14 protein-coding genes are annotated in these 19,554 nt (G+C 74.6%); 8 read left to right on the forward strand and 6 right to left on the reverse strand.

Annotated elements, in window-relative coordinates; translation table 11 throughout:
* The first annotated feature begins 309 nt into the window (after positions 1-309).
* The 5 genes from ACFV9Q_RS00615 (at position 310) to ACFV9Q_RS00635 (ending at position 5,342) form a co-directional block, all read left to right on the forward strand.
* A complete protein-coding gene (locus tag ACFV9Q_RS00615; protein ID WP_377232683.1) occupies positions 310-831 on the forward strand; it encodes a CGNR zinc finger domain-containing protein in 522 nt (173 codons plus the stop codon).
* Between the two features lie 107 nt (positions 832-938).
* Positions 939-1,892 (forward strand): phosphodiester glycosidase family protein, encoded by a 954-nt coding sequence (locus tag ACFV9Q_RS00620; protein WP_377232684.1) that lies wholly within the window; start codon positions 939-941, stop codon positions 1,890-1,892.
* A complete protein-coding gene (locus tag ACFV9Q_RS00625) occupies positions 1,889-3,001 on the forward strand; it encodes a GtrA family protein (RefSeq protein WP_377232685.1) in 1,113 nt (370 codons plus the stop codon). Before ACFV9Q_RS00620 ends, ACFV9Q_RS00625 begins: the two co-directional genes overlap by 4 nt.
* A 10-nt stretch (positions 3,002-3,011) precedes the next feature.
* Positions 3,012-3,416, forward strand: coding sequence for a RidA family protein (locus tag ACFV9Q_RS00630; RefSeq protein ID WP_377232686.1), 405 nt, complete (start codon positions 3,012-3,014; stop codon positions 3,414-3,416).
* Positions 3,417-4,448: 1,032 nt separating this feature from the next.
* The gene (locus ACFV9Q_RS00635; protein WP_377232687.1) at positions 4,449-5,342 is read left to right on the forward strand and encodes a VOC family protein; all 894 of its coding nucleotides are present in this window, start codon (positions 4,449-4,451) and stop codon (positions 5,340-5,342) included.
* A 4-nt stretch (positions 5,343-5,346) separates the two neighbouring features.
* Here the strand turns inward: ACFV9Q_RS00635 and ACFV9Q_RS00640 are convergent, their stop codons facing one another.
* Positions 5,347-8,664, reverse strand: a complete 3,318-nt coding sequence (locus tag ACFV9Q_RS00640; RefSeq protein ID WP_377232688.1) for a family 78 glycoside hydrolase catalytic domain — start codon at positions 8,662-8,664, stop codon at positions 5,347-5,349.
* 177 nt (positions 8,665-8,841) lie between these two features.
* Positions 8,842-10,242: an FAD-binding oxidoreductase gene (locus ACFV9Q_RS00645; protein ID WP_377232689.1), complete on the reverse strand. Its 1,401-nt coding sequence runs from the start codon at positions 10,240-10,242 to the stop codon at positions 8,842-8,844.
* Positions 10,243-10,368: 126 nt separating this feature from the next.
* Between ACFV9Q_RS00645 and ACFV9Q_RS00650 the strand changes: the two genes are divergently transcribed.
* Entirely contained in the window at positions 10,369-11,328 is a 960-nt protein-coding gene (locus ACFV9Q_RS00650) for a pyridoxamine 5'-phosphate oxidase family protein (protein ID WP_377232690.1), read from the forward strand.
* Between the two features lie 39 nt (positions 11,329-11,367).
* Here ACFV9Q_RS00650 and ACFV9Q_RS00655 read toward each other — a convergent pair whose 3' ends face one another.
* From ACFV9Q_RS00655 to ACFV9Q_RS00665, 3 genes are read right to left on the reverse strand one after another with little or no spacing between them, the layout of a single operon-like run.
* Entirely contained in the window at positions 11,368-12,402 is a 1,035-nt protein-coding gene (locus tag ACFV9Q_RS00655; RefSeq protein ID WP_377232691.1) for an NAD(P)-dependent alcohol dehydrogenase, read from the reverse strand.
* On the reverse strand, positions 12,399-13,130 hold the full coding sequence (locus ACFV9Q_RS00660; RefSeq protein ID WP_377232692.1) for an iron-sulfur cluster assembly protein: 732 nt from the start codon (positions 13,128-13,130) through the stop codon (positions 12,399-12,401). Before ACFV9Q_RS00660 ends, ACFV9Q_RS00655 begins: the two co-directional genes overlap by 4 nt.
* Complete coding sequence (locus ACFV9Q_RS00665; RefSeq protein WP_377232693.1) at positions 13,127-14,176, reverse strand: amidohydrolase family protein; 1,050 nt, start codon at positions 14,174-14,176, stop codon at positions 13,127-13,129. Before ACFV9Q_RS00665 ends, ACFV9Q_RS00660 begins: the two co-directional genes overlap by 4 nt.
* A gap of 177 nt (positions 14,177-14,353) precedes the next feature.
* On the opposite strand from ACFV9Q_RS00665, the gene ACFV9Q_RS00670 reads away from it, so the two are divergent.
* A complete protein-coding gene (locus ACFV9Q_RS00670) occupies positions 14,354-15,859 on the forward strand; it encodes a GAF domain-containing protein (protein WP_377232694.1) in 1,506 nt (501 codons plus the stop codon).
* A 37-nt stretch (positions 15,860-15,896) separates the two neighbouring features.
* On the opposite strand, the gene ACFV9Q_RS00675 is transcribed toward ACFV9Q_RS00670, so the two are convergent.
* Complete coding sequence (locus ACFV9Q_RS00675) at positions 15,897-18,707, reverse strand: AAA family ATPase (protein ID WP_377232695.1); 2,811 nt, start codon at positions 18,705-18,707, stop codon at positions 15,897-15,899.
* Positions 18,708-18,877: 170 nt separating this feature from the next.
* Between ACFV9Q_RS00675 and ACFV9Q_RS00680 the strand changes: the two genes are divergently transcribed.
* Positions 18,878-19,540, forward strand: a complete 663-nt coding sequence (locus ACFV9Q_RS00680; protein ID WP_377232696.1) for a sigma-70 family RNA polymerase sigma factor — start codon at positions 18,878-18,880, stop codon at positions 19,538-19,540.
* Positions 19,541-19,554 lie beyond the last annotated feature (14 nt).

Raw genomic sequence — 19,554 nt, forward strand, 5'->3', positions numbered from 1 at the left:
CGTGGCCTCACTTCCTCTCCACCTGCGCCTCCCACCTCCCCAACCTCCGTCCCCCCCCCTCCCGCCTGCCCCCCCCCCCCGCGTCCGTGCGCGGCTGCAGGTCCACGCGGTGCGCCCCGCAGGCCGCACACCGCACGTAGAGCACGTAGCCGGCCGAGGTCCGGTGGCGCGAGTCCGTGGTCCACGCGTGCTCGTGCCCGGTGTCGGCGGCCGCGCCGGCGGTGGTGGCACCGGTGGTTGTGGCAGGGGCGCGGAGGGTGGAGCGGGTCTCGGTCGTCGTCATGCACCCCACGATGCTGTAATGGCCTTGTGCATCTCAACCCTTACGGCGAGTACGCCGTGCTGCTCGCGGCGTCCCTCGCCAACAACTGGCCGGACGACCGGGCGGGCATCGAGGCCCGCACGCGCGAGTTCGGCATGACCATGACGTTCCTGGAGGCGCCGGAGGACCACGCGCGCTCGCGCGAGGCGATCGACGACTGGCTGCGTGTCGTGGACACCCCCGACCCGGCCGACCGGGCCGCGCTGCTGAACGCCCAGATGGCCGCCGTCGCCGCCTACCCCCGGCTCACGAATCACGACGGGGAGGACTGGCACCTGCACTACCGGGACGACAACCAGGTGCTGTCCGCGGTGCTGCGCGCCGTGATCGGCGTGGGCACCTCGCTGCACCTCGTCACCCGCGGCATGCACCGGCTCCGGCGGTGCGCCTCGGGGCCGTGCACGAACGTGGTGGTCGACGTGACCCGCAACGGGCGGCAGCGGTACTGCTCCGTGCGTTGCGCCAACCGGGCAGCGGTGCGCCGGCACCGGGAGCGGGCGGTCCCGTAGGTCCGGCGGTCCTGTCCGTCCGGCGCCCAGCCGACGTCAAGCACTCTCGGAGAACTCCGAGCCGCCCCAGGGCGCGGGCATAGGGCGACCACGTTCCATCGGTTCGCATGAGCACACCGAACCGCCCCGCACGACGCCGCCGCCGGATCGCGCTCGCGATCACCGTCGGACTCCTCCTGCCGGCCGCCGGGGGCGCGGCCTGGGCCGCCGACCGGTTCCTCGTTGAGCACGTCGAGATCTCCGACGTCTCCGCCTACGAGGCCGAGCAGGGAACCGCCGCCGCGACCGACGACGGCGCAGACGCGGAGGCGACCGTCACGGACGACTCCTACACGTCGGACGACACGGGGATCACCGTCAGCCAGGTCAGCACCGGCGAGGGCGACGACACCGTCACCTACTACGTGGCCGACGTCCAGGTCGACGACGCGACCCAGCTCCGCTCCGCGTTCGCGCAGGACGAGTTCGGCACCAACATCACCGACGAGACCAGCGACATCGCCGACGACGTGGGCGCGGTGCTCGCCGTCAACGGCGACTACTACGGGTTCCGGGACACGGGCATCGTGATCCGCAACGGCGTGGTCTACCGCGACGACGGCGCCCGCGAGGGCCTCGCGTTCTACACCGACGGCCACGCCGAGGTCTACGACGAGACCACCACCACGGCGGACGAGCTCGTCGCGGACGGCGTGTGGAACACCGTCTCCTTCGGCCCCGCGCTCGTCGAGGACGGGGCGATCGTCGACGGGATCGAGGACGTCGAGGTCGACACCAACGTCGGCAACCACTCCATCCAGGGCGAGCAGCCGCGCACCGCGATCGGCGTGATCGACGACAACCACTACGTGATCGTCGTGGTCGACGGGCGGCAGGAGGGCTACAGCCGCGGCGTCACCCTCACCGAGCTCGCGCAGATCATGACCGGCCTCGGGGCCACCACCGCGTACAACCTCGACGGCGGGGGATCCTCCACGCTGTGGTTCGACGGCGAGGTGGTCAACCAGCCGTCCAACGGGGGCGAGCGCGCCACGTCCGACATCCTGTACGTGGCGGGGTGAGCGCCGTGCACCCCGGCCCGAGCCCCGCCATGACGCCCACCGTCGTCGTCCCCGCCTACCGCCCCGACGCCCGGCTCCTGGACCTGCTGGACGGCCTCGCCGCCCGCGGCCTCACCGACGTCCTCGTGGTCGACGACGGCTCCGGGCCGGCGTTCGCCGACGTGTTCGTCGCCGCCCAGGCCCGGGGCCACACCGTGCTGCGGCACGACCGCAACCGCGGCAAGGGCGCGGCCCTGCGCACCGCGTTCACACGCCTGCTCGCCGGGCCCGGCACCCCCGTCGTCACCGCCGACGCCGACGGCCAGCACACCCCGGACGGCGTCCGCGCCGTCGCCGACGCCCTGGTCGCGGGGGCCGGCGACGTCGTGCTCGGCGTCCGTTCCTTCACCGGGCCGGACGTGCCCCTGCGCAGCCGCGTCGGCAACGCCGTCAGCGCCCACGCGTTCCGGCTCGCCACCGGCGTGCGCCTGCCCGACACCCAGACCGGCCTGCGCGGCTACGCGCCCGACCTGCTGCCGCGCCTCCTGGCCGTGCCCGGCGACCGGTTCGAGTACGAGCAGCGCGTGCTCCTGCGGGTCACCCGCTGGCCCGTCCGCCTCGCCCAGGTGCCGATCGCCACCGTCTACCTCGACCGCAACGGCTCCTCGCACTTCCGCCCCCTGCACGACTCCGTGAGCGTGCTCGGCCCGCTGCTCGCCTTCGGGGCCTCCGGCCTGACGGCGTTCGCCGTCGACGCCGCGCTCCTCCTGGCCCTCCAGGCGCTCACCGGTTCGCTCCTCGTCGGCGTCGTCGGCGCCCGCATCGTCTCGGCCAGCGTGAACTACCTGGTCAACCGCCACCTCGTCTTCCGTGCCGGACGCCGCGCCCCCGCCCGGCGGTCCGCCGTGCAGTACGCGGCGCTCGCGGGGCTGCTGCTCGCCGCGAGCTACGGCATGCTCGACGCCCTGACCGGCAGCCTCGGCGTGCCGCTCGTCGCGGCCAAGGTCGTCACCGACGCGACGCTGTTCCTCGCGGCCTACACCGTGCAGCGGCACGTGGTGTTCGCGGGGGAGGGTGAAGTGCCGGCGGACCCGGGAACTAGGACAGCGGTTGTCCTCCACCGCGCCTAGCGTGGCGGGCATGGACCAGATCGAGCTGTTGCAGCCAGAAGGACTCGTGAAGAGCCCCGCCTTCAGCCACGTCGCCGTCGTCCCGCCCGGGGCCACGACGATCCACGTGGGCGGGCAGAACGCCGTCGACGCGACCGGTCAGCTGGTCGGCGGCGACGACGTCGGGGCGCAGACCCAGCGGGTCATGGAGAATGTGACCACGGCGCTCGCCGCCGCCGGAGCCGGCGTCGAGCACCTGGTGAGCGTCACCGTCGTGCTCGTCGAGGGCGTCGACATCAACGCCGCCTACGGCGCCGCGTCCGCCTCGCTCGCCGGGCTGTCCGAGCCGCCGCTCGTCATGGGCATGTTCGTCCGCGGGCTCGGCGTGCCGGGCGCGCTGGTCGAGGTGTCGGCGCTCGCGGCCGTGGTGCGCTGATCGACGTCGCCGTCGCTGCCGGTCTCGGCGTCGGCCCGGTCGCGCGTCCGGGCGACCCCGACCGCCACGCCGACTGCCAGGGCCACCAGCCAGAGCAGCCCGAGCCAGTGGAGGATGATCAGGTGGGAGCCCGGCTCCGCGAAGGCCGCCCGGAACACGTCCCAGGCGATCATCAGCGGCCCGTCCGGGCTGGCGGTCAGCCAGGCGGCGCCGGGGTAGACCGAGCTCGCCGCCATGTAGAGCGCGGGGGCGGCCGACTGCGCCACCCAGAACATCAGCAGCGCCGGGACCCACGACAGCCACGACCAGCGGCTCCGCGTGACGCTGACGCCGAGCACCACGCCGAGGAGCACGAACACGACCACGGAGACCGCGTTCGCGAGGCCCGGCCCGCCGGCGCGCAGGCCGCTGGTGGCGAGGTTCAGGACGTCCTGCGCGAAGAACACCGGGGCCGCGAGCCAGAACCCGCGCAGCCACACGGGCCCGAGCACGGCGAACAGGCCCGCGAGGAGGCCGAGCAGCGACGCGGCCAGAGCGACGAGGAAGGTCGCCTGCGCCACCACGGTCCCCGCGGAGCCCGCGCGCCACGTGGTCGCGAGCAGCGCGTCGAGGTGCTGGGCCTGGCCGATCAGCCAGATCGCGCCCGCCACGACGACGATCCCCAGGGCGCCGGCGCCCGCCGCCCAGCGGGGCCGCGAGCTGAGCCACGACGTGCAGAGCGCGGCGGCCGCGCCGGCGAAGGCCACCGTCGCGACGGCCGAGGCCTCGGGCATGCTCGGCGTGGAGACCGCGGCGAGCAGGGCCGCCTGCGGGCCCGCTCCCACCACCAGCCACGTCACCGGTGCGATGAGCAGGAAGAACCAGGGCGAGATCCGTACACGCCGGGTGGTCGTCGACATGCGGCGGATTGTTTCACACAGTTCGGGTGGAAGATCCTATTTGTCCCATCCGACATCCCGTACGACGGGCCCGGCGGCGGGCGCCCGCGGTGCGAGGCAGGATCAGAGAAGCGGTACCGACCTGGAGGACGTCATGGCTGACACACCCACCACGCCCCGGACCTACCCGCACGGCGTGCCGAGCTGGATCGACCTGGAGACGCCGGACGTCGACGCGGCGCTGCGGTTCTACGGTGACCTCTTCGGCTGGAGGTTCACCGAGATGCTCCCGCCCGGCGCGCCCGAGCGCTACGTGGTCGCGTCGCTGGACGGCACGGACGCGACCACGGTCGCCGCGATCGCCACCCCCTCCGCCGGCCTCGACGGCGAGGTCGCGTGGCACACCTACGTCGCGGTGGACGACGTCGACGCGGCGGTCGCGCGCGTCACCGAGCTGGGCGGCTTCGTCAGCTCGGGGCCGGAGGACGTGGGGCCGCCCGGTGAGCCCGTCGGGCGGATGGCGCGGATCGTCGACCCGCAGGGCGCGCCCAGCCGGCTCGTCCAGGCGGGCACCCGCCCCGGCGCGCAGGCCGTCAACGCCCCGAACACGTGGAACTTCAGCAACCTGTCCACGCCGGACCTGGACGACGCGCTGCGGTTCTACGGCCCGCTCCTGGGCTGGGTGCACGACGACGAGCTCGGGGCCGGCATGGCGCGCGTCCCCGGGTACGGCGATCACCTGGCCAGCACCTCCGACCCCGACATCTACGAGCGGCAGCACGGCTCGCCGTCCGGCTTCGCCGACGTCGCGGCCGGGATCCTGCGGGCCGACGGCCCGGCGGCCTGGTCGGTGTCCTTCTCCGTCGCGGACCGGGACGCGTCGATCGCCGCCGCGCAGCGGGCCGGCGCCACGGTCCTGTCCACGCAGGACACCGAGTGGAGCAAGGAGGCGGTGATCCGCGACCCGTTCGGCGCCGAGCTCGTGCTCTCCCAGTTCGACCCGCCGGACTGGTTCCGCGAGGCCGAGCGGCAGACCCCGGAGGCCTGAGGGGCTAGGCGACGAACGCATACCGGCCGGAGCCGACCCGCACCACGACCGCGCCGTCCTCCACCGAGACGCCCGCGACGCCCTCCGCGCGCCGCAGCGGTCGCCCCTGCTCGGTGACCGTCTCGGGGTCACCGACCGGGAGCCGCACCGTGGCCGTCGACCCCACGGGGATGGTCACGTCCAGCCAGAATCGGCCGCCCGCGCGCCGCCAGTCGCTCGCGACCGTGCCGAACGGCGTCCCGACGCTCGCGCTCGCCCGGTCCAGGTGCTCCGTGACCGCCGGGGCGATCGTGATGTCGCGGAACCCGGTCTCGGGCGAGGCCTGGATGCCCGCCACGTGCTGGTAGAACCAGTCGTCCACGGTGCCGAGGAAGTAGTGGCCGTAGGAGCGCGCCTCCCGTGACCAGTGCTCCCACATCGAGGTCGCGCCGCTCTCGATCATGTACCCCCAGCTCGGGTAGCCGGTCTGCACGGCGAGCTCGTAGGCCAGGTCCGCGTGCCCGTGCCGGGTCAGCACCGGAAGCAGCCACTTGGTGCCGAGCACGCCGGTGTTGAGCTTGGTGCCCTTGGCGCGGACGTCGGCCACGAGGCTGTCGACCACCCGGCGCGTGGTCGCGGCGTCCGGCACGAGCCCGAACTCCACGGCCAGCACGTTGTGCGTCTGCCGGTACCCGCGGTCCCCGTCGCCGCGGTAGTACCCGGCGTCGGCGTCGAGGAAGGCCTCGTTGAAGGCGGCCCGGATCGTGGCTGCGTTCCGGGCGAAGTGCTCGACGTCGGCGGCCTTGCCGAGGAATCCGGCGCTCCGGCGCATGAAGAGCGTCATCGAGTACAGGAAGGCGGTGGCGGAGACCCGCAGGTCCTCGGGCGCGTTGCCGCCCGCGGGGCTCGCCTCGGGGCTGACCCAGTCGCCGAGGCGCGCGTCGGGCACGACGCCGCCCTGGGACCTCTCGAACTCCAGGTCCGTGTACCGCTTCATGCCGTCGTAGCACTCGGCCAGCACGCGGGTGTCCCCGCCGTACTGGTAGAGCCACCAGGGGATCATCACGTACGCCGCATGCCACGGCGGGCACACGCCCCACTCGCCCCAGTCGCCGGAGCTCGGCGCGATGACCAGCGGCCGGCCCTGCTCGTCCCGGGTCTCGTGCACGTCGCGCAGCCACTTGGCGAACAGCTCGTGCACGTCGAGGTTGAGCAGGAACATCTCCGTGCCGATGGCGGCGTCGCCGGTCCAGCCGTTCTTCTCGAACATGGGGGTGTCGGTCGGGATGCCGTGGATGTTGTTGGTCAGCGTGTCGACGACGGCCCGGTGGGTGCGGTTCATGATCGTGCTGGAGCTGTCGAACGACCCGGTCTCCGCGGCGGCCGTGTGCACCACCTGTGCGGTGAACGCGTCGAGCGGCGGCGGGCCGTCCTGCGGCCAGCCGGTCACCTCGATGTACTGGAACCCCTTGTACGAGAAGCGCGGCTCCCATGTCTCCGGCTGCCCGGTGCCCGCCAGGGTGAGGCGGTCGGTCTGGAACCCCGCCTGGAACCCGCCGTTGTTGCTCAGGTTCACGCGCCCGGCCGCGGTCAGCTTCTCGCCGTGGGCGGCCCGGACCGTCGCCCCGGCCGGCCCGGTCACGGAGTACCGCACCCAGCCCGCGAGCACCCGCGGGAACTTGACGACGTACACGCCCGCCGCGGGCTCGGTCACCTCGACGGCGGGCAGCGACTCGATCACCTCGATCGGCTGCTGACGCTGGTTGACGAGCACCCCGCGCGGGCCGGGCGCCACGGTGGCGGCAGCCCAACCGGCGTCGTCGAACCCGGCCGTGTCCCAGCCGGGCAGCGCGCGGCGGGCGTCGTAGGCCTCGCCGCCGTAGAGGTCGTCGAACACCGTCGGACCGTCGTGGACACGCCAGGTCGCGTCCGTGACCACGTGCTCGACGGCGCCCCCGGCGTACTCCAGGCGCAGCACCGCGCGCACCACGGGCTCGTCGCGCCAGGGCGGCGCCTCCCAGCGCCACACGTTGCCGCCCGTCATGCCGTAGAAGCCGCGGCCCAGCTCGATGCCCAGCGCGTTGCGGCCCCGGCGCAGCCCCTGGGTCAGGTCGGTCGCCGTGTACTGGACGGTGTCGTCGTAGTCGGTGAACCCCGGCGCGAGCACGCTGTTGTCGGCGGGCTCGCCGTTCAGCGACACGTTCGCGTACCCGCCCGCGGCCAGGTACAGCGTGGCGTTCCGCAGACCCGCCCGGACGTCGAGCTCGGTGCGGAGCAGCGGGGCCGGCAGCGGGTCCGGCGTCGGCAGCCGCACGCCGCGGCCCCACGGCCCCGAGCCGTAGGTCGCGATCTGCGTGGCCGGCGCCCAGGCGGAGTCGTCCAGGTCGGGCCGCGCGAAGTCGTCCTCGAACGCGGTGGCGGCCTTCCAGCCGCTCCCGGACGTGAGGGTCGACGTGGTCCCGTCCGAGTACGTCAGGCGGACGACGGCGAGCACCGCGCCCGCGCTCACCGCGTCGTTGGTGCCGCGCACGGCGAGCACCGTGGCGGCGCCGGGCTCTCCGGGTGTCCCGGGTGTCCCGGCGGGCAGGTCGACGGCGTGGAAGCGGGCCGCCTGCCAGCCGTTCTCGGCGGGCTCCGTGTCGCCCGCCTCGACGCCGTCGACCCAGAGCGTGTACGAGTCGTCGGCCGTGATCAGCACCTCGGCCCGGGTGGCGTGCGCGCCGTCGGGCGCCGTGCGCGCGATCCGGAACGCGCGGTCCTGGCCCGGCAGCTCGCCCTCGGCCGCCCACATCCACGCGGCGCCGTCGAACCTCAGGTCCGTGACCTCGTCCGGGACGCGCTCGTTGCCGATCCACGCGGCGCCCGCCCAGTCGCGCTCGGCGTACAGCCCGGTGCGGAAGGCCGACGTCGTCGAGCCGGCCCCGTGCGTGGTCGCGACGTCGACCCGCCAGGCGTACTCCGTGGCGGCGCGCAGCTCGGGCCCGTCGTACTCGACGTTCGCCGACTCGCGGGACGGCACCACGCCGCTGTCCCACACGGTGCGGGAACCGGGGCCGCGGGTGCTGACCCGCAGCCGGTAGGACTCCTGCTCGACGCCGCGGCGGTCGGTCTCGACGGTCCAGGAGAACCGGGGGCGGTCCACGTCGATCCCGAGCGGAGTGGTCTTCTTCTCGACGAGCGGGTCGGTCAGCCAGATCCGGCCGGGGCCGCCGGGCCGCGGCTCGTGCGCCGCGACGGCGTCGTCCGGCAGGGCGCCGGCGGTGCTCGCGGCACCGAGGGGGAGCGCGGCGGCGGTGGACGCCACGCCGGCGGTCTTGAGGAAGGTTCTGCGGTCGAGGGTCATGACGCCTCCAGGCAAGTGCGGTGTCGAGAGAACGAGCTCCGTTGCAACGTTTCAAACACGCGAGCGCCAGTGTAGGGGTGATTTGTCGCCCGGGACCAGGGTGGTGGTACGGCCGGACCATGCAGTTGCTGCCAGGGACGACGCCGTCCTGGCAGCAGGTGCATGGTCGGTCAGACGTCAGACGCGCGCCGGGAACGCCTTGCCCGGGTTGAGCAGACCGCGCGGGTCCAGCGCGTCCTTGACCGCCCGGTGCATCGCGAGCACCACGGGGCTCAGCTCGGCGGCCGCGCCCGGGAGCTTGAGGAGGCCGACGCCGTGCTCGCCGGTCACCGTTCCGCCCAGCGCCCGGCACTCGTCGACGATGCGGTCGAATGCCTTCTTGGCGCGGGCCTTGGCGGCGTCGTCGCCCTCGGGCGCGATGATCAGCGGGTGCAGGTTGCCGTCGCCGGCGTGCGCGATGTTGGCGATGACGACGTCGGCCTCCCGGGCGATGGCCTCGATGCGGCTCAGCATCTCGGGCACGGCGCCGCGCGGCACGCAGACGTCCTCGGTGAGCACGGGCCCGAGGCGTTCGAGCGCGGGGTAGGCGAGACGGCGGGCCAGGAACAGCCGGTCGACGTCGTCCGGCGCGAAGGCGCGCTCCACCTGGGTGCCGCCCGCCTGCTCGAAGTACGCGGCGACCCGGTCGGCCAGGGCCTCGCCCGCGGCGCCGGGCTCGTCGACCTTCGCCAGCAGCAGGGCGGCCGCGCCCTCGGGGAGGGTCCAGTCCTGCCAGTCGGCGACGGCGCGCAGGCACGTGCTGTCGATGAGCTCGAGGGCGGCGGGCACGATGCCGGCGGCCGACACGGCGGCCACGGCGTTGCCGGCGTCGGCCAGCGAGGAGAACCAGCCCACGATCGCCCGGTCCTCGCGGCCGCCGAGCGGGCGCAGCTTCAGGGTGACGTCGACGATGATGCCCAGCGTGCCCTCCGAGCCGACCAGCAGGCCCGTCAGGTCGTAGCCCGTCACGCCCTTCGCGGTGGTGCGGCCGAGCCGGGCGACCGAGCCGTCGGCGAGCACCGCCGTCATACCGAGCACGTAGTCGCGCGTGACGCCGTACTTCACGCAGCACAGGCCGCCCGCGTTCGTGGCGACGTTGCCCCCGATCGTGGAGATCGCCTGGCTCGCCGGGTCCGGCGGGTACCAGAGGCCGTGCTGCGCGACGTGCCGGCGCAGGTCGTCGTTGAGCACCCCGGCCTCGACCACGGCGTACCGCTCCGCGGCGTTCACCTCGACGATCCGCGTCATCCGCTCCAGCGACAGCACCACGGCGCCGGCCATGGCGTTCGCCCCGCCGGACAGCCCGGTCCCGGCGCCCCGCGGCACCACGGGCGCGCCGTGCTCACCCGCGATCCGCACCGTGGCGACCACGTCGTCCAGGCTCGTGGCGAGGACGACGGCGGCCGGGGCGGCGTACTCGGCCCACTCGGCGTCGTCGTGGGCGTAGCGCTCGACCGTCTCCGGGTCGGTGAGGACGGCGCCGTCGGGCAGAGTGGTCAGCAGGGCCGCGGCCAGCGCGGTCGACTCGTCGGTGGGCATCGGTCACGGATCGTAGTCCCGCGACCTGGGGACCGCCCGTGACCTGCGCAGATGTTCCGGGGCGGCAACACGACGCTGCCATACTGTCCGCGCTTTGCTCAGGCATCAGTCCACCGGAGAGAACTCATGGAACACGACCAGCTGGTCGCACCGGGCGCAGCCCACGTCATGTCGTCCTACCTCACGTGCGAGGTCGCCACCGTCTCGCGGTCGGGCACACCGGTCGCGTGGCCGGTCTCGGGCGTGTGGCGTCCCGCCGACCAGACCTTCGTCCTGTCGACGTCGATCGGGTTCGCGCAGAAGGCCCTCAACGTCCGCCGGGACGCGCGCGTCGCCGTGCTCTTCTCGGACCCCACGGGCAGCGGCCTGAGCGAGGCGGGTCAGGACCAGCCCGGCCAGGTGCTCGTCCAGGGTGACGGCGCGTGCCCGGACGAGATCGTGACAAGCTTCTCGGCGAACGCCGACCTGTGGCGCAAGATCGACTCGGCGCAGCCGTCGTCGCGCGCCCTGTCGGGCAGCGGGCTCACGCGCCGCCTGCTGGACTTGTACTACATGCGGCTGATCATCACCGTGACGCCGGCCGCCGTCGCGACGCGCCCGGCGCTGTCCGGCGCCGCCCGGCCGCTCGTCGTGCCCGCGCTGCCGGGCCTGCCGGCGTCGTACGCCCGGGAGCTGGGCGACTTCACCAGCGGGGTGCTGGCCCGGCTGGACGACGACGGCCTCCCGACCCTCGACCGCGTGGTGCCCGAGCCCGCCGACGGCGGCCTGCTGGTGCCCGGCGTCGAGGCGAGGCCCGGCCCCGCGAGCCTGCTGTTCCACCGGCACGACGAGCAGCTCGCCGGGAACCGGAGCCTGGTCGTGCTCGGCGAGCTCATCGAGGGCACCGGCGGCCTGGTGTTCCGCCCCGACCGTGTGGTGGACGGCGTCCGCACGGCGGGCCTGCTGACGCCCTTCCGGTTCGTCCGCGGCCTCCGTGCCCGGGCGCAGGCGTACCTCGACCGGCGCGGCCTGGCCCGTCCGGTCGTCGCGTGGGACGAGCTCGAGGCCATCCAGGCGGGCGTGGACGCGGACAACGCCTCACGCTGACGCCGCCGTGACCGCGGGCGCGCCTACCGGACCCCGCACCTAGGGGACCAGGATGGCGCGCCCGCGGACCCGGCCGGCGTCGAGGTCGTCGATCGCCGTCTGGAAGTCGTCGAGGGCGTACTTCGCGGTGTGCAGCGTGACCGCGCCGCGGGCGGCGAGCACCATGAGGTCGCAGAGGTCGTTGTAGGACCCGACGAGGTTGCCCACGATGTTGATCTCGCTGGAGATGACGTCGATGGTCGGCACGTCGAGGTTCTCGCCGTACCCGACCACGTGGTAGTCGCCGGCCTCGCGCAGCATGCGCAGACCCTCGGCGGTCGCGCCGCCCTCGCCCACGAAGTCGACCACCACCTCGGCCCCGCTGCCGCCGGTCGCCGCGAGCACCTCCTCGACGTGCGCGCCGTCGGCGACGACGCCGTGGTCGGCCCCGATCTCGACGGCCAGCCGGACGGCGTCGGAGTTGCGGTCCACGACGATCAGCTCGGCGGGCGTCAGCGCCTTGAGCACCTGGATGCCGATGTGCCCCAGCCCGCCCGCGCCGATCACCACGCACCGGTCGCGCGCCGTGAGCCGCCGGGCCGCCTTCGCCGCCGCGTGGTACGCCGTGAGGCCGGCGTCGGCGAGGGCCGCGACGTCGGACGGCTCCAGCGAGTCGTCGATGCGCACCACGCTGCGCGCGGAGGTGCGCAGGTACTCCGCGTACCCGCCGTGGGTGTCGATCCCGGGGAAGGCGCTCGCCGCGCAGTGCACGTCGTCGCCGGACCGGCAGGCGCGGCACAGGCCGCAGGTGATCAGCGGGTGCACGATCACCTTGTCGCCCTCCGCGACGTTGGTCACCGCGCTCCCGACGGCGTGCACCCACCCGGCGTTCTCGTGCCCGATCGTGTACGGCAGGGTCACCTGGGACTTGTCGGCCCACTGCCCCTGAAGGATGTGCAGGTCCGTGCGGCAGACGCCGGCCCCGCCGATCCTGACGACGACGTCGAACGGGCCGACGGGCTCCGGGACGGGGACGTCGGTCAGCTCCAGCTTCTGGTGGTAGCCGACCACCTGGACGGCTCGCATCGTGGTCATGGGGTGTGCTCCTTGGTGGGGGACTGGTCGTGCTTCGCCCCGGGGTAGCGGGTGCGCAGCAGGCCGCGGCAGAAGTGCGCGTTGCCCTCGATCGAGATGCGGGTGGACCGCGCCCGGCGCAGCGAGAGCGGCACCTGGTCCGGCGCGGGGCCGACGCCGTCGTGGTCGACCAGCACCAGCGCGTCCGCGTCGTCCGGCAGCCCGACGGCCGCCCGCCGGCGCCGCAGCGCCGCGGTCGTCGCGTCGTCCGGGAGGTCCCAGAGGCGCATCTGGCCCAGCTCGGACTCGGGCAGGCTCGGGCGGGCGCGGAGCAGCGCGGTCAGGGCGCGCTCCATGGCCGCCGTGTGCGCCTTGCGGCGGAAGGTCGCGCGCAGCTCGTCGAGGTCCTGCTCGGCCTCGTGCCGGAACGTGCCGCGGTAGCCGGCGTCGGCGGCCAGACCCGCGTTGATGATCGCGGAGTCGTGGTGGTCGTCGAGCTCGACGACGACGTGCGTCACGCCGGGAAGCGCGGCGACGGCGTCCTTGCTGTCGGAGGCCATGAAGTAGGCGAAGTTCGGCGAGCAGAACGACGTGGGCAGGCGCAGGTGCACCTCGACCCGGCCGCCCTCGACCGCGACGGACCGCACGAAGCCGAGGTCGGTGACCGGCTCGTCCAGCTCGGGGTCGAGGACGGCGTCCAGCGCGCGGCGGACGTCGGCCTCGGTCGGCACCCGGGTGAGCGCGCTCATCGTGCGCCCGCCAGGTCGGCCCGCTCCGGCTCCCGCGGGCCGACGGCGGGCTCGCCGGCGTCCGGCAGCCGCAGCTCCTGGGGCACCTCGATGCCGTACATCTTCGCGGCGTTCAGGCCGAGGATCTTCTTCTTCTGCGCCGTGGTGATCGGGCCGTACTCGGCCGACAGGTCCTCCGGGATCTGGAAGTCGACGAACGCCTCGACCAGCCAGCGCGGCGTCCACAGCGCGTAGTCGGACGAGAACTGGATGCGGTCCTCACCGACCCAGTAGAGGAGCTCGCCCATGATCTGCGCGAAGTAGCGCGGCCGCGTGTGGATTAACGGCATCGCGACGGCCAGGCCGCCGTGCACGTTCGGCTCCTGCGTGGCGATCCAGCAGAAGTCCTCCAGCCGGGGCAGGCCCACGTGCTCCACCACGAAGTTCAGGTCGGTGAAGTCGGAGGCCACGTGGTCGATGTCCGCGACGTCGAACGCGTCCCGGTCGAGCGGCCGGATCGTGGGGCCCTTGTGGACGTGGATGTTCGTGATGCCCAGCTCGCGGCACGCCTCGAAGTACCGGTACGCCCACGGGTCGCTGAGCTGGTAGCCGCGCGACTCGCCGTGCCACTCCGCGGTGTAGAGCTTCACGCCCCTGAGATGCATCCGCTCCGCGTCGGCGCGGAGCTGGTCGAGCCCCGCCTCGCCGTTGCGCGGGTCGAAGTGGTGGTTGTACGTGAGCCGGTCCGGGTTCGCCTGCGCCAGGGCGAACGCCTCCTCGGTCTGCCCGAACCCGTTGACGTAGAACTCACCGAGGTGCGCCGGCTGGAAGATGGCGTGGTCCACGTAGCCGTCCTCGAAGAGGTCCCGCTTCAGGCGCTCGCCGCCCTGGTAGAGGTACTCCTCGTACGACCACTTCTCCGCGTCCGGCGACAGGTTGGCGTGGTAGTCGTAGAAGCAGTCGATGAACTGCCTGCCGTGGATGTTGCGCTGGTTCTCCGGCCGCGCGTCCCACAGGGCGATGTGCGCGTCGACGATGAAGTAGCGCTCGCCGTCCTTGGTGTACATGCTGTTCTCCGTCCCCGGTGACCTCGTCGACACCGACTTTTGCGAACGTATGCGCGGGCCGGGCGGCACGGCAGGGGTCCGGTGTCTCAATCTGAGACGGCGCCCCGGACGGCGGCGAACGAGGCCCGGCGGTAGCGTGGGCCGCCGCACGCCGGGACGGACTGACGGAGGCTCGCGATGCGCGAAGGGCACCTGCCGGAGCGGGCGCGGCTGCACGACGGCTCGCTCGTGCCCGTGCCGCAGCGGCTCCTCGACTCCTGGCAGCGCAGCGAGGAGTACGGCGTGCCGCTCGACGACATCGAGCCGGTGTTCACGGGCACCTACGACGACGAGTCGCTGTTCTACCAGTGCGGCCAGGAGGTGCTCACCAGCCTGCACCGCACGCTCGCCGGCGAGCCCGTCAGCCTCCTGCTCACCGACGCCGACGGCCTGGTGCTCGACCGCCTCAGCGGCGACCGGGCCCTCCTGCGGTCGCTCGACGCCGTGCACCTGGCGCCCGGCTTCTCGTACGCCGAGCGGGAGGCGGGCACCAACGGGCTCGGGCTGGCGCTCGCCGACCGGGCGCCCACCGTCGTCCGCGCCGACGAGCACTACGCCCTCAGCCTGTGCACCTACACGTGCGCCGCCGCGCCGGTCCTGGACCCGGTCACGGGGCGGGTCGAGGGCGCCGTCAACCTCACCACCTGGTCGAGGTCGTCGAGCGACCTGCTCCTTGCCCTGGCCCAGTCGGCGGCCGGGACGACGGCCGCGCTGATGCTGGCCCGGTCCCGCGGCCAGACACCCCGGCCGCAGCCGCGCGGCGAGGTCTTCCGGATCGAGAAGCCCGGGGCGGCGCCCGGCGCCGGCAGCCTGGACGGACTGTCCCCGGCCTGGACCGAGGCGGTCGCGCGTGCGAGCGCGGGCGTCGCCGAGGGCCGGATCGTCGCGGCCGTCGGCGAACCCGGGTCCGGGCGGGCCACGCTCCTGGCCCAGGCCCTGCGGTCGCTGCGGCCCCGCGACCGCATCCTCGCGGCCCGCGCCCCCGCGCCCCAGGACATCCAGGCGTGGCTGGACCTGTGGACCCCCGAGCTCGCCAAGCCGAGCACCGCCGTCGTGCTCCGCGGCGTCGAGGCCCTTCCGGTCTGGGCCGCCGAGCGGCTGCGCGACCTTGTGCTCGCCGCCCGCGCGCAGACCGGGGCGGGCACCGGGTCGGACACAGGCGACCCCCGGCGCGTCCTCTTCGCGATCACCGCCGAGCGGTTCGAGGACGTCCCGGCGCCGCTGGCGTCGCTGGTCGAGTCCGTGGTGGAGGCACCGCCCCTGCGCGACCGGCCCGACGACGTCCTGCCGCTCGCCCGGCACCTCGCCCGCCGCCTGCGGGGGCACGAGATCGCGTTCACGCCCGCCGCGGGGCGCGCGCTCGGCAACCACCCGTGGCCCGGCAACGTGCGCGCCCTGGCCGACGCCGTCCGCGTCGCGGCGACCCGCGCCGACGTCGTGGACCTGCGGCACCTGCCGCCCGAGATCCTGTCGGGCACCTCGCGCCGGCTCTCCCGCATCGAGGCGTTCGAGCGGGACGAGATCGTGCGGGTGCTCAGCCGGTACGGCCCGTCCATGCAGGCCGCTGCGGACGATCTCGGCATGAGCCGGGCCACGCTCTACCGCAAGGTCTCGCAGTACGGCATCCAGGTACCGCGGGGGTAGCGGTTCGGCCGCTGGGGCCACACCGCCCGGTGCCCGCTCAGGCCGTCGCCACCGCCCGGTCCAGGAGCTGCCCCCGGAGCTGCTTGCGCGAGACGATGCCGAGCTTCTGGAAGACCTTGCGCAGGTGCCATTCGACGGTGTGCGGGCTGATGAAGAGCTGTGTGCCGATCTGCGGGTTGGTCAGCCCCTCCCCGGCGAGCCGGGCGATGTGGGACTCCTGCGGGGTGAGCACCGTGTGCGGCTGGGGCAGACGCCGGCGGACCGTCTCCCCGGCGGCCTGCAGACCACGCCGGGCGCGTTCCGCGAACGCCTCCGCCCCCATCTCGCTGAGCATCTCGTACGCGACCCCGAGCTGCTCGCGGGCGTCCACGCGACGGTTGCCCAGGCGCAGCCACTCGCCGTACAGCAGGTGAGCACGCGCCAGCATCACCCGGACCTCCGTGCGGCCGAGCCGCTCGACCGACTCCCGGTACGCCTCCTCGGCGTCGGCCCCCTCGCTCACCTGGGCGCGGGCGCTCGCGGCGACCCCCAGCGCCCAGTCGGTGCCGCTCTCCCGCGCCAGCACGCCGAGCTGCCGGGCAGCCTCCGCGGCCCGGGCCGGGCGACCGCTGCGGGCCGCCGCCTCCACGAGCTCGGTCAGCGACCGGTGGAACGGGCCGCCCAGCGGCGCCGGGTGCTCGCAGCCGCGCTCGGCCGCCTCGTACGCCTCCTCGTAGCGGCCCAGCCCGTTGTAGAGCACGGCGTTCGCCCACCCGGTCGCGGCGGCCACCTTGCCCTCGCCGCGCAGGGCGGGGTTGCCGGTGACGGCGTCGACGGCCCGCCGGGTGGCGGCCTCCCGGCCCCGCCAGGGTTCGAGGACCAGCGCCGCGTACTGGGCGGGGAAGCGGCTGCCGGTCACCTCGCCGACCGTCACCGCCTCGGCGAGCAGCGTGTCGGCGACGGCGAGCTCGCCGGCCAGCGCCCGGTTCGAGACGAGCAGGTGCAGCGCGGTCGGCAGCACCGACAGTGTGCCGGTCGCGCGGGCCGCGTCGACCAGCCGCCGCGACAGGGTGGTCCAGGCGTCGAACTCCCAGGCGTTGTGGGCCACGCGGCACGCGAGGGGGAGCCAGTCCAGGCTCTCCTCTGCGGAGCCGGCCTCGGCAGCGAAGGCATCGAGGGCCAGCCGCACCATCGGCACGCCCGCCGCGGCACCGTCGGTGGCCAGCACCGCCGCGCCGTCGAGCAGCAGGTCCCCGCGGCCGGGCGGGGACCCCGCCGGCACCGCGAGCACCCGCCGCGCGACCTTCGCGAGCTCGCCGCCGCCGGGCAGGTCCCCGGCCGTGACGGCGGCCTCGAACGCGCCGCGGTAGGCCGTGCGGGCAAGTGCGGGGTCGAGCGGCTCCAGCTCCTCGGCCGCCGCGACCAGGAGCGGCAGTGCCACGCCCGGGCTCGTGGACGCGAGGGCGACCTGACCGCGCAGCAGGCGGGCCCGGGCCCGGTCGCGCGTGTCGAGGGGGCCGAGCTCGGCGGCGCCCAGCAGCTCCAGCGCGGCGTCGTACCCGCCGGCCTGGTGCTTGACCCGGGCGGCGGCCAGTGCTCGCGTGCCGCGGCGGCCGGGGTCGGGCGTGAGCTCGGTCGCCCGCTCCAGCAGCGCGGCCGCGGCGGCGGCCCCGGCGCGGGCGCGCACCCGGTCGGCGTAGCGCTCCAGCTCCGCGGCCACGGACTCGTCGTGGCCGGCCAGCGCGTTGGCCAGGTGCCAGGCCCGGCGCTCCGGGTCGGCCACGGGGTCGGTCGATTCGGCCAGCGCGCGGTGCGCGTCCTGCCGGTCCTGCGGCGTCGCGCCCTGGTAGGTGGCCGAGCGCACCAGGGGATGGTTGAACAGGACGCGGGTGCCCAGCGTGATCAGCCCGGCGCCGACGGCGGGGGCCGCGCTCGCCAGGTCGAGGCCCAGCAGCTCCGCCGCCCGGTTCAGCAGGGTGACGTCGCCCATCGGCTCCGCGGCGGCGGTCAGCAGCAGGCGCCGGGCCGGGTCGGGCAGCGCCCGCACCCGCCGCAGCAGGCTCTGCTCGACGTCGCCGGCCGCCGGCCGCACGTCGGGCCGCCCGAACCCGCCGGCCAGCTCGGCGGGCGTGAGCCCGAGCGGGAGCACGAGCAGGGCCCGCGGGTTGCCCTGCGTCTCGGCGACCATGCGGTCCCGGACCCGCTCGTCCAGCCGCCCGGGCGTGACCGACTCGAGCAGGGCGCGGGCCTCGCTGTCGCTCAGCCGCCCCACCTCGCGCTCGGGCAGCTCCGTCAGCTCGGCCCGCAGGTGCGGGTCGCGCACCGCGAGCACCAGCCCGACCGCCGCGACGGGCAGCCGGCGCGCGACGAAGGCGAGGGTGCGGGCCGAGACCTCGTCCAGCCACTGCGCGTCGTCGACGAGGCAGACGAGCGGCCCCTTCTCCGCGGCGGCGGCCAGCAGGTTGAGCACCGCGAGGCCGACCAGGAAGCGGTCCGGCGTGTCGCCGGAGGTCAGGCCGAACGCCGTGGACAGGGCGTCCCGCTGCGGGCCGGGCAGGCGCAGCAGGTGGTCCAGGAACGGGGCGCACAGCCGGTGCAGGCCGCCGAAGGCCAGCTCCGACTCGGCCTCGACACCCGTCGTGCGGGCGATCCGGCAGCCCGACGCGCTGCCGTGGGCGTACTCCAGCAGCACCGTCTTGCCGATCCCGGCGGCGCCGCGCAGCACCAGGACCGCGCTGCGCCCGGCCTGGACCGTCGCGACGAGCTGGTCCAGGGCCTCGCACTCCGCCTGCCGGCCGTACAGCGGCAGCCGCCGGTCGCCGCTCGCGAGCAGCACCGTGGGGGTGGCGGGGATCGGTGAGGTGCTCATGCCACGATCAAAGTCGACGGCCGAGCGCTTGACGAGGCAGAACGGCAGGCAGAAGTAGGGGGCGGTTTCTGCCCGTGGTCCAGGGGCCACGGCTCCCGGGGCGCACCACGGGGCCGACCACGGGGTCACCGTGGCGCGGTGCGCCCGACGCCCCGCTGAGGGTGTTCGGCATGACGACACCAGAGACCCCCACCGTCCCGGCCGAACCCGACGCCGCGCTCTCGGTCTTCCTCGCCCAGCGGACCCAGCTCGTCCGCATCGCCCGCCGGGTCACCGGCAACCCCGCGGAGGCCGACGACGTGGTCCAGGAGGCGTGGGTGCGCTGGCAGCGCACCGACCGCACCAAGGTGCGCAACCCCGCCGCGTTCCTCACCTCCACCACGACCAACCTGGCGCTCAACGTCATCCAGTCCGCCCGGTACCGCCGCGAGTCGCTGCTCTCCACGGTGCCGGTGCCCGACGCCGCGCGCTCGGCCTCCGACCAGGACCCTGGCCTGCAGGCCGAGCAGACGGGGGCCGCCGAGGAGGCGTTCGCGCTGCTGCTGACGAGGCTGACGCCGGGGGAGCTGGCCGCCTACGTGCTGCGGCGTGGCTTCGACTACCCGTACGCCGACCTGGCGCGGCTGCTCCGCACCAGCGCCGCGAACGCCCGGCAGCTCGTCAGCCGCGCGCAGGCGCGCCTCGTGGGTGACCGCGCGCGCCCGGTCTCGCCGACGGCGCGCCGTCGGCTCGTCGCTGCCTTCCTGGACGCGGCCCGCAACGGTGACCTCGGCGATCTCGAGCGGCTGCTGGTGGCCGACGACGGCACGGCCGCCGCACCGGCAGCGGCCTGAGCCGGGGGACGGCG

Source organism: Promicromonospora sp. NPDC059942 (assembly GCF_042731755.1).
Lineage (GTDB): Bacteria > Actinomycetota > Actinomycetes > Actinomycetales > Cellulomonadaceae > Promicromonospora.

Bases quoted from the DNA above. Each gene is read 5' to 3' on its own strand.
- ACFV9Q_RS00620 (WP_377232684.1), top strand. From the start codon at position 939: ATGAGCACACCGAACCGCCCCGCACGACGCCGCCGCCGGATCGCGCTC.
- ACFV9Q_RS00630 (WP_377232686.1), top strand. From the start codon at position 3,012: ATGGACCAGATCGAGCTGTTGCAGCCAGAAGGACTCGTGAAGAGCCCC.
- ACFV9Q_RS00635 (WP_377232687.1), top strand. From the start codon at position 4,449: ATGGCTGACACACCCACCACGCCCCGGACCTACCCGCACGGCGTGCCG.
- ACFV9Q_RS00640 (WP_377232688.1), bottom strand. From the start codon at position 8,664: ATGACCCTCGACCGCAGAACCTTCCTCAAGACCGCCGGCGTGGCGTCC.
- ACFV9Q_RS00645 (WP_377232689.1), bottom strand. From the start codon at position 10,242: ATGCCCACCGACGAGTCGACCGCGCTGGCCGCGGCCCTGCTGACCACT.
- ACFV9Q_RS00650 (WP_377232690.1), top strand. From the start codon at position 10,369: ATGGAACACGACCAGCTGGTCGCACCGGGCGCAGCCCACGTCATGTCG.
- ACFV9Q_RS00655 (WP_377232691.1), bottom strand. From the start codon at position 12,402: ATGACCACGATGCGAGCCGTCCAGGTGGTCGGCTACCACCAGAAGCTG.
- ACFV9Q_RS00660 (WP_377232692.1), bottom strand. From the start codon at position 13,130: ATGAGCGCGCTCACCCGGGTGCCGACCGAGGCCGACGTCCGCCGCGCG.
- ACFV9Q_RS00665 (WP_377232693.1), bottom strand. From the start codon at position 14,176: ATGTACACCAAGGACGGCGAGCGCTACTTCATCGTCGACGCGCACATC.
- ACFV9Q_RS00670 (WP_377232694.1), top strand. From the start codon at position 14,354: ATGCGCGAAGGGCACCTGCCGGAGCGGGCGCGGCTGCACGACGGCTCG.
- ACFV9Q_RS00675 (WP_377232695.1), bottom strand. From the start codon at position 18,707: ATGAGCACCTCACCGATCCCCGCCACCCCCACGGTGCTGCTCGCGAGC.
- ACFV9Q_RS00680 (WP_377232696.1), top strand. From the start codon at position 18,878: ATGACGACACCAGAGACCCCCACCGTCCCGGCCGAACCCGACGCCGCG.